At 26.2% G+C, this 15,414-nt stretch carries 19 protein-coding genes; all 19 read right to left on the bottom strand.

Annotated elements, in window-relative coordinates; all coding sequences use genetic code 11:
* Nucleotides 1-6 precede the first annotated feature (6 nt).
* Nucleotides 7-933, bottom strand: a complete 927-nt coding sequence (locus Q1A46_RS09170) for a hypothetical protein (protein ID WP_299677024.1) — start codon at nucleotides 931-933, stop codon at nucleotides 7-9.
* A 55-nt stretch (nucleotides 934-988) separates the two neighbouring features.
* Entirely contained in the window at nucleotides 989-1,597 is a 609-nt protein-coding gene (locus tag Q1A46_RS09175; RefSeq protein WP_299677027.1) for a hypothetical protein, read from the bottom strand.
* 37 nt (nucleotides 1,598-1,634) lie between these two features.
* Nucleotides 1,635-2,198 (bottom strand): hypothetical protein, encoded by a 564-nt coding sequence (locus Q1A46_RS09180; protein ID WP_299677030.1) that lies wholly within the window; start codon nucleotides 2,196-2,198, stop codon nucleotides 1,635-1,637.
* Nucleotides 2,188-2,919 carry a hypothetical protein gene (locus tag Q1A46_RS09185; RefSeq protein WP_299677033.1) on the bottom strand — a complete coding sequence of 244 codons (732 nt, stop codon included), beginning with the start codon at nucleotides 2,917-2,919 and terminating at the stop codon, nucleotides 2,188-2,190. Before Q1A46_RS09185 ends, Q1A46_RS09180 begins: the two co-directional genes overlap by 11 nt.
* Before the next feature lie 51 nt (nucleotides 2,920-2,970).
* Complete coding sequence (locus tag Q1A46_RS09190) at nucleotides 2,971-3,477, bottom strand: hypothetical protein (RefSeq protein WP_299677036.1); 507 nt, start codon at nucleotides 3,475-3,477, stop codon at nucleotides 2,971-2,973.
* Between the two features lie 14 nt (nucleotides 3,478-3,491).
* The gene (locus Q1A46_RS09195; RefSeq protein WP_299677039.1) at nucleotides 3,492-4,277 is read right to left on the bottom strand and encodes an alpha-ketoglutarate-dependent dioxygenase AlkB; all 786 of its coding nucleotides are present in this window, start codon (nucleotides 4,275-4,277) and stop codon (nucleotides 3,492-3,494) included.
* 22 nt (nucleotides 4,278-4,299) lie between these two features.
* Nucleotides 4,300-5,514, bottom strand: a complete 1,215-nt coding sequence (locus Q1A46_RS09200) for a hypothetical protein (RefSeq protein ID WP_299677041.1) — start codon at nucleotides 5,512-5,514, stop codon at nucleotides 4,300-4,302.
* A gap of 75 nt (nucleotides 5,515-5,589) precedes the next feature.
* Nucleotides 5,590-6,123 carry a VOC family protein gene (locus Q1A46_RS09205; RefSeq protein WP_299677044.1) on the bottom strand — a complete coding sequence of 178 codons (534 nt, stop codon included), beginning with the start codon at nucleotides 6,121-6,123 and terminating at the stop codon, nucleotides 5,590-5,592.
* Between the two features lie 133 nt (nucleotides 6,124-6,256).
* Entirely contained in the window at nucleotides 6,257-7,483 is a 1,227-nt protein-coding gene (locus Q1A46_RS09210; RefSeq protein WP_299677047.1) for a hypothetical protein, read from the bottom strand.
* 329 nt (nucleotides 7,484-7,812) lie between these two features.
* Nucleotides 7,813-8,364 (bottom strand): hypothetical protein, encoded by a 552-nt coding sequence (locus tag Q1A46_RS09215; protein ID WP_299677050.1) that lies wholly within the window; start codon nucleotides 8,362-8,364, stop codon nucleotides 7,813-7,815.
* A gap of 106 nt (nucleotides 8,365-8,470) precedes the next feature.
* Nucleotides 8,471-9,139 (bottom strand): hypothetical protein, encoded by a 669-nt coding sequence (locus Q1A46_RS09220; RefSeq protein WP_299677053.1) that lies wholly within the window; start codon nucleotides 9,137-9,139, stop codon nucleotides 8,471-8,473.
* A 63-nt stretch (nucleotides 9,140-9,202) separates the two neighbouring features.
* On the bottom strand, nucleotides 9,203-9,820 hold the full coding sequence (locus Q1A46_RS09225) for a hypothetical protein (RefSeq protein WP_299677056.1): 618 nt from the start codon (nucleotides 9,818-9,820) through the stop codon (nucleotides 9,203-9,205).
* A gap of 431 nt (nucleotides 9,821-10,251) precedes the next feature.
* Nucleotides 10,252-10,716: a GNAT family N-acetyltransferase gene (locus Q1A46_RS09230; RefSeq protein ID WP_299677059.1), complete on the bottom strand. Its 465-nt coding sequence runs from the start codon at nucleotides 10,714-10,716 to the stop codon at nucleotides 10,252-10,254.
* Between the two features lie 113 nt (nucleotides 10,717-10,829).
* Nucleotides 10,830-11,360 carry a hypothetical protein gene (locus Q1A46_RS09235; RefSeq protein WP_299677061.1) on the bottom strand — a complete coding sequence of 177 codons (531 nt, stop codon included), beginning with the start codon at nucleotides 11,358-11,360 and terminating at the stop codon, nucleotides 10,830-10,832.
* Nucleotides 11,344-12,681, bottom strand: a complete 1,338-nt coding sequence (locus Q1A46_RS09240) for a M48 family metallopeptidase (protein WP_299677063.1) — start codon at nucleotides 12,679-12,681, stop codon at nucleotides 11,344-11,346. Before Q1A46_RS09240 ends, Q1A46_RS09235 begins: the two co-directional genes overlap by 17 nt.
* Nucleotides 12,682-12,902: 221 nt before the next feature.
* Complete coding sequence (locus Q1A46_RS09245) at nucleotides 12,903-13,619, bottom strand: DUF6348 family protein (protein ID WP_299677065.1); 717 nt, start codon at nucleotides 13,617-13,619, stop codon at nucleotides 12,903-12,905.
* A gap of 177 nt (nucleotides 13,620-13,796) precedes the next feature.
* Nucleotides 13,797-14,378: a hypothetical protein gene (locus Q1A46_RS09250; protein ID WP_299677067.1), complete on the bottom strand. Its 582-nt coding sequence runs from the start codon at nucleotides 14,376-14,378 to the stop codon at nucleotides 13,797-13,799.
* A gap of 18 nt (nucleotides 14,379-14,396) precedes the next feature.
* Nucleotides 14,397-14,858: a hypothetical protein gene (locus Q1A46_RS09255; RefSeq protein WP_299677069.1), complete on the bottom strand. Its 462-nt coding sequence runs from the start codon at nucleotides 14,856-14,858 to the stop codon at nucleotides 14,397-14,399.
* A gap of 99 nt (nucleotides 14,859-14,957) precedes the next feature.
* Entirely contained in the window at nucleotides 14,958-15,401 is a 444-nt protein-coding gene (locus tag Q1A46_RS09260; protein ID WP_299677071.1) for a hypothetical protein, read from the bottom strand.
* Nucleotides 15,402-15,414 lie beyond the last annotated feature (13 nt).

Genomic DNA, 15,414 nt, shown 5'->3' on the forward strand with positions numbered 1-15,414 from the left:
TCATGATTACTTAGCTAGTATCCATTGTATAAAATCACTTTTATCAATAATAGACCAACTATGCGGATGCCTTTTTCCATTAGCTCGGTACCCTTTATTATGAGTCGTAATATATTCAACTTGCTCAAAACCTTTAGCTTTTAAGTTTTCAGACAACTTTTCAATGTAAAAAGCATTGGTTTGATCATAACTAGCCATTCTGTTCTTTTTCCACCATAAAGTATCTGGTTCTGTATAAAATCTAATTTTCTTTCTTTTTAATTTTTTTAAATTAGAAATAGTATTAGTTTCATATGTGTATATAGCCTTTTCTTCATACTCTTTTATACTGTCTTTTGGGTTTCCGAAGTTTTCTCCCAGTGTTTTTATAAGCCAAGTACTTTCTTGAACTGAAGGATTAGAAAAATTACGAGCTATATTTTTTTCTGAAGATTTATATAAAGCAACTAAATCTATTGGTGAATCTACGATAAATACACCTTTAGGGTCAATAAAAAACTGTTTCATTCCAACAATGTAATTACTAATTAAAAGGCTGACATTTCCTCCACTAGAAAAACCGCCAATAAAGATATTTTCAGTTGGTAAATTATGATCTATAATTATGTTCTGTAGTTTTTCTGCTAACAGATACTTTTCATTTTCTTCAAGCCATAATTTCTGATTAAAATTAGAGAGAATAACAGCAATATTATGCTCTTTAGCAGTATCTATAATTTTAAATTCTCTTTTTACATCGTCAGCAGTTTCTGGAAATCCTCCGAAAAGTATTAAAACAGCATTTACTTTATCATTAGGTGTATAAAGTTGATAGTCGTTTTTAATAATTTCCGAGTATTTAGTTTTTTTAGAAACTATTACTTTCTTTTCTTTTGATTGTTTGCAAGAAGAGAATCCAATTAAAACGATTAGTAGAATTAATATCTTTTTCATTTTTCGCAGAATTACATCTAAGATTTAAAAGTTTATTTAAATATAACAGAAGAATTTATGCATTCATTTTACTTTTAAGTAAACGCCAAATACCTCCATTTTTGTTTATGGTAATATGATCTGAAAACGGAGTTTTAAAGTATGATTTCATTACAATTTCATCATTTTCGTCGCCAAAACACTTTAGAGTGTAATGAGTTAATATACATTTTTGATAATCGTTGTAAAAAGATATTGTATTGTCATTTCCATTACTATCAAAAACTCCAAGAAGAAAACTTAATCTTTGTTGATAAGAAAACGATTCTATGTTATTTCTCTCAAAATCTTCAAAAATGTATTGATCCAATATTAATTGACCAGCTTGGCCGTAACTCTCTTGAGATTTAAAAAAATCACAAATTAAAGTTGTTATATTTTTTGAGTGTAAAATAGCTCCTTGTTCATTTTCCCAATATTCTATTGAGATGTCGTTTTTTAATTTGTGTTCCTTTAGTGTTTGTTCACAAATTAAAACTAGTTTATTAAAGATTTTCTTTTTGTGTTCACTAGGCTTAAAATCGTCACCTGTAAAACTGAATCTTTGAAAAATTGAAGCTTCTAAAGAAAAGCCTCCAGTATAATTTTTATTAAATCCTATAAGATAGAAAAGTGGTTGTTTCATAGAGTTTTTGTTTTTTTACTATTGATGAGTTATCACACTACCAAAACTTCCACCAAGGTTTTTTGCTTGTGTTGTAATTATTTTCTGTAGTATCTTTTTCAGATGAGATATTTTGAGATTCAAAATGATACCTATAACAGTTTTCATCTAAATCGATATCCCAAAATTTCTTACCTAAAGTTTTTTCAATGAGATGATAAATTAATTCAGAAGGATCACTTTCTGTTTTTTCAAAATCGAGTTTCTCACCAACTTCTTGATGTCTTACTTCATCTTCAGTTTCAGCAAAACTTCTAACAATGTTACCATTTTCGGTATAATTCACGGCAAAAGTCATTGTCATTTCAGATAAAGCAAAAGAAAATGCTTTTTGTTTTTTAATTTTAAATTGAGCAATTGCTCTATCTATCGAAGTAAAGATTAATGTGCCTTTTTCAGAGAAATAAATATCACAATAATTATCTTCTTTCCAGTTTTCAGAGCCACTTTCAAAATCTACTTTTGTGCTAAAAATTAATTTTTCACCTAAAATAGTTTCGAGTGCTTCAATATTATTTTCGTAATTTTTATCAATTACTAATCCTGAAATATTATATCCCATTTATGTTTATTTTTTCATTAAAAATGATGTAAAATTTTTTCGATGTAATTATTGGAATTCCTTCTTTATCTTTTTCTACATCAAAACCAAAGTCTATTTTTCTTTCAAAGCTTAATTTATTTAGTAAAGGAAATAACAAATTATAAGTTTCACTAAATTTTAATTCTTGATGATAAGGATAAACTTTTTGTTTATAGATATGACCAACAGCATCAATTATTTTTTGAAAAGCTTCTTTTTGATCATTAGAGAATATAATTGGATATTCAAAATCATGTAGTATTTGATGATCTTCTATATCTGTATCAAAATATCCCCATCTATCTCGGTTTCCATATCCAAAAAACCATTCATCGGTTTCTATTAATTTCTCTTCAGGTCTAAAAGAGGTATTCGACTCTTTAGATTTCCAAAAGAAATTATATGTTCCCATAATTTCAGTTTCTAACTGAATTTTTGCTGTGTCGAATTTTACATTTCTTAGTATATGTTCAAATTTTAAAATAAAGCTTGTCCAGTCATATTCGACCTGTTTATATGTTGCTCCCAAAACAATAACAGGATCTTCATAATAAGTTGGTTGAGTAATACCTAACCCAAACATATTTGTACTTATTTTAGGAAAGGTTTTATCGTTTCCAAGAGAACGAATAAACTGTTGAGATTCTTCAAAATCTCCATCAAGTAATATTCTGCCGTGAACTATTGATTGGTATCCCATTTCTTTTTAAAGCTAGCTTTTTTGTACTAAAATAAGAATGTTTTCTGATTGTTACTTAACATTTTGTTTACTACAACCATTTGCTCTTTCTTTTGGAGTTAAAGTCCAAACATTAATCACTTTAGTCTTAAGTTTATTAATTGTATTAGGCTCAATCAATTCGATTTCTTTAATACTTATAGTTGCAATTTTATATTCTGAATGTTCTAGTAAATATCCGTTAATATAAACTTCATTGTTTTTAGGTAATCCCAAGAAAATATTTAATTCAGCTTGAGTTTTAAATGGAATTTTATCATTTAAATCAATAAGAATAATTCCATTTTCAGAAAGATTAAAGAATTTATATTTTTTACGATTAATTTTCCTTTTTAGCACACTGATTTCTGTCACGAGTTTTCTTTTATTTATAATAATTTTATCGTCAGAAATAATATCATTATTAATAATATAAGTAGGGCAGTTGGTTTTTATATTGGGTAATTTCACATAATTCTCTTGAGAATATATACTTGTGAACGTAAATAGGAAATAAATAACGGTTATTATTTTATTCATAGCTTTTTTGAGTTTTATTTAACCATCTTGGGAAGTATTAGATCTGCTTTACTAAGTGTATAGTTTAATTCTGGATAATTAAAATTTAAACTTCTGTTTTCTTTTCCTCTTAACATAAAATACTCCTTTTTTTGAGCGTCGTTAGCTAATTCTAATAATTTATTATTTTCAAAATAAGCTAAATCATTTTTAAATTTTATAAAAGTTTTAGACTTTCGAAATGTAATTCCTAGCCATTTATTTTCTGAAGTTAATGGTTTTTGTTTTGGAACTTGTTCTAAAACGATTTTATGGTAAAATTTAGAATTAGTAGTTAAAGAAAATAAAACTAAAGAATTATGAGTTAAAGAAATTTCAAATTCTTCTTCAGATGTTTTATTCTTTACTTTTAATTTTCTAATAGCTTGTGCTGTTAATTCTTCAGGGTTTTCATAACAAGAATATAGAGCTATATACGAGTTTGGAGCTAAATCTAATGCTTGATCTGAATGATATTTCATTTTTTTATAACTATTGTCGTAAATCTCAATTAATGCATTATTAAATGAAATAGGTCCAAAATCACTAATACTATTATTAATGTTTTCAATAATCTTATCATGAGTAGATGAAAAATGATGCGCTGGAATGCTGTATTGAGTTGTTGTTCTAACTATCGGAATAGCTTCATCATTAGATTTTACTAAATGATTTGCTAATCGCCCTTTTCCAACATTTTCAAAGTTGATCTGACTTGATAATTCACTAAATAAGTTACTATCAAATTCTAAGTTAACTTTAATGAAGTTTTCTTGATTCATTAAAAAAAATAGTTTTTAATATTTAGTAGATAGGTTTTTCGTAATCACCTGAATTCATACTGAAATGAATTTTTCCATAGGCTACTTTTTCTTCAGTTTTATTTTCTTGATAATATGAATCTCTTAAGTTTTGTAAGTTATCACTATCCATCGGATGTAATTTTATAAGATTATCATTTTCTTTAATAAAAGTTTCATTGTCTTTGTATACAGCTTCTAAATTAGAACATCGAATTACATAGCCCATTCTAACAGGGATTTTATCAATTCCTAGTACAGAAGGTTTTATTTCGTGAGTGTAAAGTCTGTTCGTAGAAAGTGGTATAGAAAAGACAGAGTTAGGATAAAGAGTAATACTAAATTCTTTTACAAGAGATGGATCATTAACTGTTTTTTTTAGTTTAAATAACAATCTCGTTAATCCACTTGATTTTTTGTAGACCCAATCGAATTTATCGGTTTTAGATTCTGTTAAATGTTCAAAATTAGCTTTGTCATAAAAAGTACAAAATGTAATTAGTCCTTCTTCTGCCATATCTTTGGTTTTATCAGAGTGTGCACTAATTTTTGCTTTTGTTTCTTTTGAATTTGAATCATTTTTTTTGTTCAGATAAATTTGAGCTAACACATGGTTTAAAGTTGTTTTTTTCTCAAAATCAAATTGTATCGTTTCATTTAATGAATTGATAATATAATTATCTGTTTTTCTAAAGTTGTCTGTAGGTCCAGTTAAATTACTAGAACATCTTAATAGATTAAAGTGTAAAGCTTCTTTATCATCTTTTATAACTTTACTTAAATAAATTCCTTTTCTTAAAGCAGTCGATTGTTTATTTGATTCTGTAAGACTTTGAAAATTATGTTCTGACTTTATTTTAGAAAAGAAATCATCATCATTAAAATAACGCGGATAAAATACTCCAGCATTATGAATGTTTATGGGTACTTGTCCAATATTTATTATAGAAAAATTAGAAAGATTTATGTTCTCATAATTACTAGAATAATCTTTAATTACAAGAATATTTCGATCTTCATTTTTAATTTTTTCAATATTTCCTACAACGTAAAGTCTATTTCTTTTAGCAGTATTTATTTCTGAAATATTTTTAATAATGGTTCCGCAAAAGTTTTCAAGTAGGTAAGTGAAGTCATTAGAATGATTATTTCCTTCAGATAAATTTAATAGATAGTTTTTATCTTTAGATATACTGTTTTCGAAATCGAATTTATTCATAGTATTTTTTATTTAATTATTTGCAATTTTAATCTTTGTATGTTTTTTGAAAACTAGGAATATAGTTTTTCTAGTTTACTGTAAATTAAGTTGCCAAGAAACACCAAATTGATCTACAACAAAACCAAATTTTTGACTGAAACCGTAGTTACCCAAAGGCATCATTACTTTTCCGTTATCAGATAGTTTCGTGAAAAAATGTTCAAGCTGTTTCGTGCTAACACATTCAACATAATTTGAGACAGCAGGAGTAAAATCCCAGTCATGAATTGCCGGACTGTCACTGCACATAAATAATTTACCATTTAAATTAAATGTAGCATGCATTATGGTTCCTTCTTTTCCCGGACCATCCTTTCCCCAACGTTTTATATTTATGATTTTTGAGTTATCGAATAATTCTACATAAAAATTCATCGCTTGTTCTGCGTTTTCTTTCTGAAACGTTAAGAATGTTGCAATTTGATTTTCAACTGTATTCAATTTCTTTAAACTATCAAGTTCTGTTCGTAGTAGATTTAATTCGTTATTTACTTTTTCGTTTTGTTTATAATCGGAGCAACTGTAAATTGTTATGCATAAAATCAGGATAGAAGTAAGTTTTTTCATGTTCTTATTTTTAGCTTAAAAATTGTTGATTTCTTTAGATTATAAATATAATTAAACTTAATGGTGTTGTGTAATTTCCAGAAAAATAGATGTTTAGGTTTCTGTTTTTTCGTTTTTTTTGAAAAAGAGATTATCATTTTACAATTTTTTCGAATTTTATCGACTCTTTTTTGTTGGTAACAACTATGGTGTATTCTCCTTGTTTAAGTCCAAGGTTACATGGTTTATTTTGCGCATTCATTTCAGTGATATCTATTGGAATAGCTGAATTTATGTCTTCCCCTTTTTTAAAGGCTAAAACCATAACAGGATAATCTATAATGATACTTTCTAGTTTAATAGAAACGTTTTTATTTTCATTACTAAATAACCAACTAGGTCGACCATTTATATATTTCGTATTAGGATGAAATATAGCAATATCAGACCAAGCATTTCCTCGTTCGTATTTTACAGGTGTATTATTATCATCAATAACAATAGATGTTTCTTTAATATTTAAAGCTTTTAAAAACGGATGATTATTTTTTGAGTCACTTTTTTCACTATAAAAAACTTGATTTATAGTTAACGGATTAATCCCTGTATATTCATTTAATCGTTCAGCCATTGCTTTTTCCCAAGATTTATGAATGCCTTCTAATGCATGATCGTAACCACAGTGAATTAAAAACTTTTCGTTTGGTTTTTGAGAGATTATTTTCTGAATATTTTTAGCCTGTTCTATTTCTCTTAATTTTCCATTTTTATTTGTTGTTTGTTCATAAGGAAAAACGTTATAACCGATATCTAATGCTTCTCTTATGAGATTACCAAATTGAGGATCTTTTGTGTAATACCCAGTTTTATAAATAGGATATTTTCGCTTGTTTAAAGCCAAATTTGAACTGTTATTTGTTAATGCTTCGAGACCTAAATTTTTATATCCAATATCAAATAGTTTTTGAAGAAGTGATTTAGTAAACATTCGATGTTGTGAATTATGATGCGCTTCATTTATAATTATAATTTGGTTTTCTTTTGCGCTTTTAACAATATAATCACGAGCGTTTACGGTAGTGTATTTCTTATTTATAGAATCTATTTCAGTCTGAGAAAATGTTTCCTCTCGAGGTTTCATTGCTAAATCCCAATGCTTTAAAGCATTTTTATAATCACCTTTTGCGGCATAGTCAGAAGCAGAGATTTGGTATTTCCAAGGAACGGTATCTTTAGCTACTTTTTCTTCAATTTCAGAAGAAAACTTGTATTCATTTTTGAAATCGATTTTCTGTATTACTCCTTTTGATTTTACACAGCTAGAGAGACTTAAAGATATAATACTGATTAAAAGTATTTGGAAAGTTTTCTTAGAATTCATGCAATTATCTGTTTATAAGATGAATTCAAATATAACTAAAAAATTAGTTAAACTAGTTTTTTAGTTGGTTTTGCTTCTGAATCAAAATAAATTATGCAAAAATCATAGGCCAGATTAAATCAACAACGATTTTATATAAAATAACTCCTATGATTCCTCCAATAAACATACTTTTTGTGTTTAATGATTTGTTTTCTTTTTCCATTATGAATTTAATTTTTGATTAGTTTATAAATATAGATAAACTAAATGAACTTTCTTGTTAGGTTTTCTCTTTCAACTAACGATAATAGGTGAGTTTTATGTAATTTTTTTATTTGTAGATAGTGCTAATCAGTTGAAAGATCAGATGTAAAGTAAAATGTATTTAAAGCCCATATTTTAAAAAACTCTTTTTCAAAATCTTCAGCGTTCAAAACTGTAAGTATACCTTTAGCAAATTCAGACAGACTGTTTTCTGGATTTTTAGAAACTTTTTTCATTACAGAAAAAATATCATTCAATTTAGAGCCGCTGTTTTTAAGATTCTTATCGTTTATTTTAGAGTGAAAACATTTTGTAAAAAGAGGATAGTTTTCTGGAGTATTATTTTTAATATCATATTTATTCAAATCTATTAGAAAAGGAACGTTGTTTAACTTGACTATTTTTTTAAAGATTTCAATATAACTTTCGCCAGAACTATCTTTTAATTGCCCTGTTTTAATTAGATACTTTTCAAATTGAAGTAATTCATGTTTTAAATCGATAACTATAGCATTATATTTTTGATAATAACAATTAGAAATCTCAGATTCAAACTGATCAGAATTTAAAGATTGAGAAAAGCTTAAATAATTAAATAAAAAGATAATTAAAGTAGATAGAATTTTATTTTTCATTTTAATTCATAGTATTTTTATGTCTCTAAAAATATTTTGTCTTTTAAATAGTTGAAAATAAGTAAGGTTTATGGTTTTTTAAAAAGGTTAATTGAATTTCATTTTTTTAGTTTGTGTTTTCTTGTTCGTTTTCTATTAACAATTCAGATAATTCATTTGCAAATTTGTGATTTTCATTAGTTAAAACTACTCGAATTCGCTTTTTAAAATTTTTAAGTTCTGCAATAGCACTTAATAATTTGTTTTCAAACTCATAAAAATCAACTTCAAATTTAAAATCATTAGTCTTAGGTAATGGGTTTGTTTCATCTAAGTAATCTGTAATAAAGATTTTATCGTTTATAACTTTAGCATATACCCAAGGATGTCCAATCCAGATTTCCATCCATTCTTTAGGTTTCTTTTCTATTAGTTCTAACCAATTTTTATAATCAGAAATACTACCACAACAGCTATGATTTATAACTTCACCATTTTCAAACTTAAACACAAGTCCACCTTCAAAATCATCAACATTTTCTAAACCATTTTCAGGAATTTCTGCATCTGCAAGTTCTTTTTGAATTAAAATACTCAAATCCTCATTGTTTATGTCAGATAAAATTATTGAACTATAAGCATGTTTATCTATTCTATTTACAGACGTAATGCCTGCTTTATTAAAAATATTTAAAGCAAATTGTTCATAATTTTCGTTGTCTTTTAAATCAGCATTTTTGTCAACTCGCCAAGGGCTCATTTCTATTACTGGATATATATTTAATATCTTATTCAAGCTTTTTTTATTATGGGTTAAAATTCAAATTAAATTCATTGATTTTATGAATATAAGCCTCTCTTAATTATTTTGATATTTTAAAATCATTTCTGCTTCATTGTAAAATCTCACTAATTGAAGTTCTCTATGAGTAATATCTTGTAGTTGATTTTTAAATAATTGTAAATTTCTTTTAGCGCTTTCTTTAGTATTTAAATCAGGTGAAAGTAGTAACTCGATCATTGTTGAAAAAGAACCGTATGTAGCTTCTTGTTGCTTATATATTTTTGATAACACAAGTAGTTTATCATATTCAAAATTTACAATTAAAGGATTAGACTTTGCGATATCCCATGCGTCGTTTGCAGGCATTTCTCCCATAATAGTTCCTCTAGAAAATATTCTATGTAGAGTTGAGTTGTCTTTAATAAAATCTTCGATAAAAAGTTCATTTTTAGTAAGACTATCTAAACTTTTAACTGCACTTTCGTGATAAGGAACCCAATAATCTAAAAGTTTCTTGTTCTCTTTTAGTTCAGACTTAATCTTAGACAGTAGTTTTATTGCTTCCTTTTTGTTTTTGTTATCTTCTATTCGTTCACTTAAATATAAACCAAGAACTACACTAAAAACAATTAAAATAACTTGGGTAATATTTTTTAGTACAGCTTCTTTTATTTTATTTGTTTTCTGTGTCATTATAAATGATTAAAAATTTGAATCTTAATTTAACGTTTTAATGCAGTTATTTATCGTTTTAATATCTATGTTTAATTCCTCGCATTTTTGAATGATTTGCTCAAAATATTTAGGTGAACATACATACTTCGAATAATTTGATTTTTCTTAATACTATATCTTTTCTGACTTAATTTCTTTTTTACAAAGTTTGGCTTGGATAAATGTATGAGTTTAGCAATTTTAAGATCTCTTTTTATTCTATTGCTAATTTCACATATTTAAGATATACTTCGCTTTCGTACATATTCTTTTATTTGAGACAACATAACATGAATTATTATTGGAGATTTTAGCTATAAAATTAACTAAAAACCTTCAGTTTTTGGTACATGTTATTTGTATTGCGAAACAAATCTACAAGTAAATGCGCATATTTTATTGTAGTGTTTTTATAAGTTAATGGTGTTTGTATTATTGTACACATTTGGGTTATGTTTCTCCATATAAAATTCTGGATTTGGTACTTCTGTAAACCCAAACTTTTTATAAAGCCATTCGGCCGTATTGGTTAATAAAATCCAGCGTCTTAATCCTTGAAGATTAGGATGTGTCATTATTTCATTAATTAACCATTTGCTTAACCCTTTTCCTCTATATTCATCTAAAATATATACATCTCCTAAATACGCAATAGTGGAGAAGTCTGAAATTATTCTAGCAAAACCAATCTGTTTATTTTTGTAATAAAGACCAAAATTCAATGAATTTTCAATTGATATTTTTAACGTGTCGATTGGAATCCCTTTAGCCCAGTCAGTTTCGTTAGCAAGGAATTTGTGAATACTTAAAATATCTAATTTATCCTTGTCGGTTGAAATAGTATAGTCGTTTTTAAGTGCTTCTCTAATTTTCATATTTACAATTTTTATTGGTAAAGTTAATTAAAAGAGCTGAATTTAAGTATAGTGATGTTTTCTAAAAACAGAAATTTATAAGTAGTTGGTTGTTATTTTGTTGAATACGGTTTTTATTCGACTTCATATAAGTTTATAGTACTTTTTACTAAGTTATTTAACCATTTTTCTACAACTTCAATTAATTGTAAAAAGTCAACTTCAGATTTCGATTTGAATTTTGTTTTATCTATTGTGTCAGGACTTAAATCAACTGAAAAGTTACCGTTTAAGTGATTAATTTTACTGCCAATGTGTGTTCTATCTAGTATTCCAAAAGTATTTTTATCGTTTAAATATGATTCTTTTAGAATGAAGTCATTTTTCAAAATTTTTGAAAGTTTCACTCTCACATTGTACGGCAATTTACTTTCTTGATAATGTTCTATTCGATAGTTTTTTGGGGTTTTAAGCAATTCATTTTCTATTTTCTTATCATGGAAGAAAAGGTGAAGAACAAAATTCATGTCTTTTTTTACAAATAAATCAACAAGTGGCATTTCACCTAATAATCCTGGAGAGTAATTGTAAGAAAACACAAATTGTTCTTTTAGCTTTCTATTTCCTCTTTCTCCATCATAGTAATTGTTAATTTGAAATCTCATTTTCCAGTAAATAAAAATAATTTTTTAGAGCATAAGAATATTTACTTTGATCAGAACCTAGAGTTTTGAATTCTTTTTTTAGTGTTTTAATTAAGTCTGGTTTTATATTTCTTCCCTCAATTTTTGCACAATTAAGTTTTACCCAATGAATTTTCGAAGAATTAGGGAAGTCCTTCAAAGCCTTTGCGAGATCAGGATTGTCATATCTGTTTTTATCCGCTAAACCAATAAAATAGCTTATCGCGAATTTTTCACTTAAATATTCATTCCACCCTTTTTTGTCAGTTTTTTCAGAAACTCGTCCAGTTGAAACAGCTTCTAAATAAGCATAAATATTAAGCAATTCTACATCTTTATATTTATCCGCTAATTCAATTATTTCCTTACCTCTTTTTTCAAAAAAAAGTTTTTCGTCAAGTGATTTATTGATAAATAATATCCTTAATAAATCAGAAGCAATTTTTCCATTAATGGGCATTAGATTATTTTCTAAAATCAATTTAGCATCTAGTAATTTTTTCTCTATTGAATCTTTAGATGGGTGTTTTTTAGACAGTAACTTAATTTTACTGTAAGCTAATACTTGTAGATATTCTTGACTCTCTGAACCGAACGTATTTTTAATTGTGTTTAAATCTTTTTCTAAAAAATATTTTTGGATATTATTATTCCACCAGTCTAATTCCCAATTCATATCTAAAAATATCAGTTCATACGCACTTTTAGAATCTTTAGATTTAATTTTTGTTATTAAATCAGAACGCTTTTTAATTTGATTAGCTTTTCCATGGATAATGTAAATAGCTTTATCAATTCCTGTGTGATTTTTTGAATGTTTTGCTTTTTTCCAATGTTGAATTGCTTTGGAGTAATTATCTATATTCAAATAACATTCACTTAACCAAACATCAACTCTATAATCTTTTTCTTTATTCTGCTTGTAAATCTCATAATGTTTGATTGCATTTTTATAATCTCCTATTCGATGACTTTCGATTGCATATTCTAAATTGAAATTCAATTCATTTGGATGTTTTTGATAAGCTGATTTATGTAATTCATATGAAGTTTTAGGATCAATATTATATAAAGCTCCTCCAATTAAATATTTTTGATATTCATTTTTTGCTTTTGAAACCAAATCATTTATACAATCATCACAATTATTGTTAAGTAAACAATCTGAGAAAAAATATTTAAGATCAGAAGTAATCTTATTTTGTTCTTTCAAAATTCTTTCCTGATTATTTTCAATTGTTACTTGAGCTTTTGTGCTAAATATTGATAAGCAAAAGATTATTAATGATATATGTTGCCTCATTTTGTAGCGATTAGTTTTTATTCTGCTAAATATTTATCAAATGTTTCTTCAAAATTTAGTTTGATGTTTTTATCATCCGAAACTGAAAATCTGTAGTTGTCTTCAAATATTGTTACTTACAATTTTATTTGTAAAATTAATTAAAAAGAAATGATTTTTTGATTTACGAAGTTTAAGTAAAAAATTAATCTATGAATAGTTAATGTTATACTTTATTTTAATCACTTTTTTAATTCTTTTAATACTATAAACTGTTTTTGAGTGAAATATTGGTTCATGTTTTTTTGAGATTCAGCATAAGATTTTATTAAATCATATCCTTCAGTCCACCACTCGCCATTAAAATGAGATTCACAACGTATATTATCTGATAAATTCCAAGTGATGCTTAATTGAATCCAATTGAAGCTTTTGTTTGTGGATTTATCAATTAAATTAGGTTTTATTATTGAGAATAAACTTCTTTTTTCAAATGATTTACTTAAAGTTCCTTCATAAATATTTTTACTAACTATTGGTAACCAGAAAGAATTATGAGTATTAGAAATAGATTTTTTTAAATGTTTACTTTTTTCATCAGAAAAGCTATCTACTAAAACTATTAATATTTCATTTAAATATTTATCACATATCGTTTCAATTTTTTGTTTTTTGGTATCTCCAAATCCAACTAAGTTAGATGTTATTCCGTTAGGGAAATATTTTTCATTTTTAGTAATGAAATTTACAGGAAGAGTTGAAGGATGATAACTTCCTTTCGGTATGGCTGTTTCGATTAAAATATTTGAATTCACTAACAAAAGATCACTTCTATCTCCGTATTCAACTTCGTAGTTGTTTTTTTCAAGTTTTAGTTTTAACGAATCAACTAATAATTGATTCGTTTCTTGATCTTCCATAAAGTGTTTTATGTAAGTAAAATGAGAATTACCATCCATTATTTTTAATTAGTAACGTATTTATATTTTTAGTGTTAAAAGAAGAGAATTTGTCAGTTAAGGTTTTCAGATTAGTTTTATTGAGCCTGTTTCAGAACTAAAGATTGAGTACAAAATTATTATATATCTATAGCCTGTTTTTTACAAAAATTATTTAAACTATAGAAGCCTTTATTATCAATTTGAAATTAATTCACCTAGTATTTTTGAGTCAGTATTTTCTGTTCTTAAAAGTTTATATTCAAAAATTCGTTCGTTTCTTATTTGTTTAAATTTATCAATAGAAAAGGTGAAGTCTTGATTTTTAAATATACAAGGGAGTTTGTCTAATCTTCTTTTTATTTCTCGTCTCTTAAAATTCTTTGGAATTTTCCATTCTGTTTTTCCTTCAATTTCTATTTTTACATATGTTAGCTCAAGTTTATCTAACATTTCTAGTGTAGCTCTGTAGTCGTTGACCTTTTCTATACATAAATCGTATCTTTCTCCTCTAAGTCCAATTTTAAAACCATAGATCCATTTTTCTAAACTCAGTCCACTTCCAGGTTGTAAATAATCGGTTGAGTTTTTATCTACTATTATTCCATTATAAGCACCAGCTAAAATACTATTGGAAGTGGGATTTGATTCTTTAAAAGGGACGTACCAAAGAGTATCCTTTTCTAAGATATTATCTAAATCTATTATGTAATCTTGATAGGCTTTATTCTTTTGTAAGAAAGATTTTGTTATTAAAATAGCGCCTTCTAAATCAGTCATTTTTTAGATAGATTAAAGTTATAGTGTTTTACAGATGTTTTTTGGACTAATTTCAGTTATAATTCTTTTTACATTATACCTTTTTAATTGATGAGGAATGGAATAATTAACGTCAAAATTTAGATATAAATTAAACTTTTCTACCTTTTCTTCTTTATCTAAGTGAGTGATGAACTTAGAAAATAACTTTGTTTTTTGATGTTCATTTTTAAAACCGCTAGGTATTTTCAAAAAGAAATATAGGGTATGATATAAATTTTTCTCTCTTTTTAAGCAATTAATAGCGTTTTTATCAATTAAATTATTTTTTGGACTGTTATTGTACATCGTAACAAAGAATTGTGATGTACCATATTTTGAGTAATCAATTCTTGTGTATTCAATTTTGGCATCGTTAAACATGAAACTTTTAAGTTCCTTTCTTTGAGCAAAAGAGTTGAATGTTAAGAAGAGTAATAAATTTATCAATAGTGCTTTCATAAGTTTTATAAAACGTTTTATGTATTATCAATTTTTTTGAGATACGAAATTTATCCGAAGGATAATTCTGTAAAAAAAGTATTTTACTGATGATACTTCTTATAACCAATTTGCAGTTATTCCTTTGTTTTCAAATTCTGTTAATATAGAGGTGTCTTCATCATAAAAAATGGTAACTTTTCTTAAGGCTGGTAATAAGTCGATATCTTTAGCTGATTTTATATTGAAAACATTACTTTCTCCGCTCCAAAAAGGAATTATTTGTAGGTATATGTCATCTCCTCCGTCAGTGTATAATTCTTCTATATCCTGAACCATATCTGAAGTTATTTCTAAATTTTTGAAGTAATTCACCATTTCAGGAATAATTTCATAACCCTCTTTTTCTATAACTTCAAATGCTTCGGATTCACTTAAATTTCTTTGTTTTTCAATGAATTTATATACATCAATCTTAGGTTTCAAAACCTCTCTTACATACATTAACTCATTTATTACGGCTAACTTGAATCCTAAATCTTTAAAATCTAACTTTTCTTTCATTACAATTTGCTAA

This window comes from uncultured Tenacibaculum sp. (genome assembly GCF_947502995.1).
In the GTDB taxonomy this organism is placed as follows: Bacteria; Bacteroidota; Bacteroidia; order Flavobacteriales; family Flavobacteriaceae; genus Polaribacter.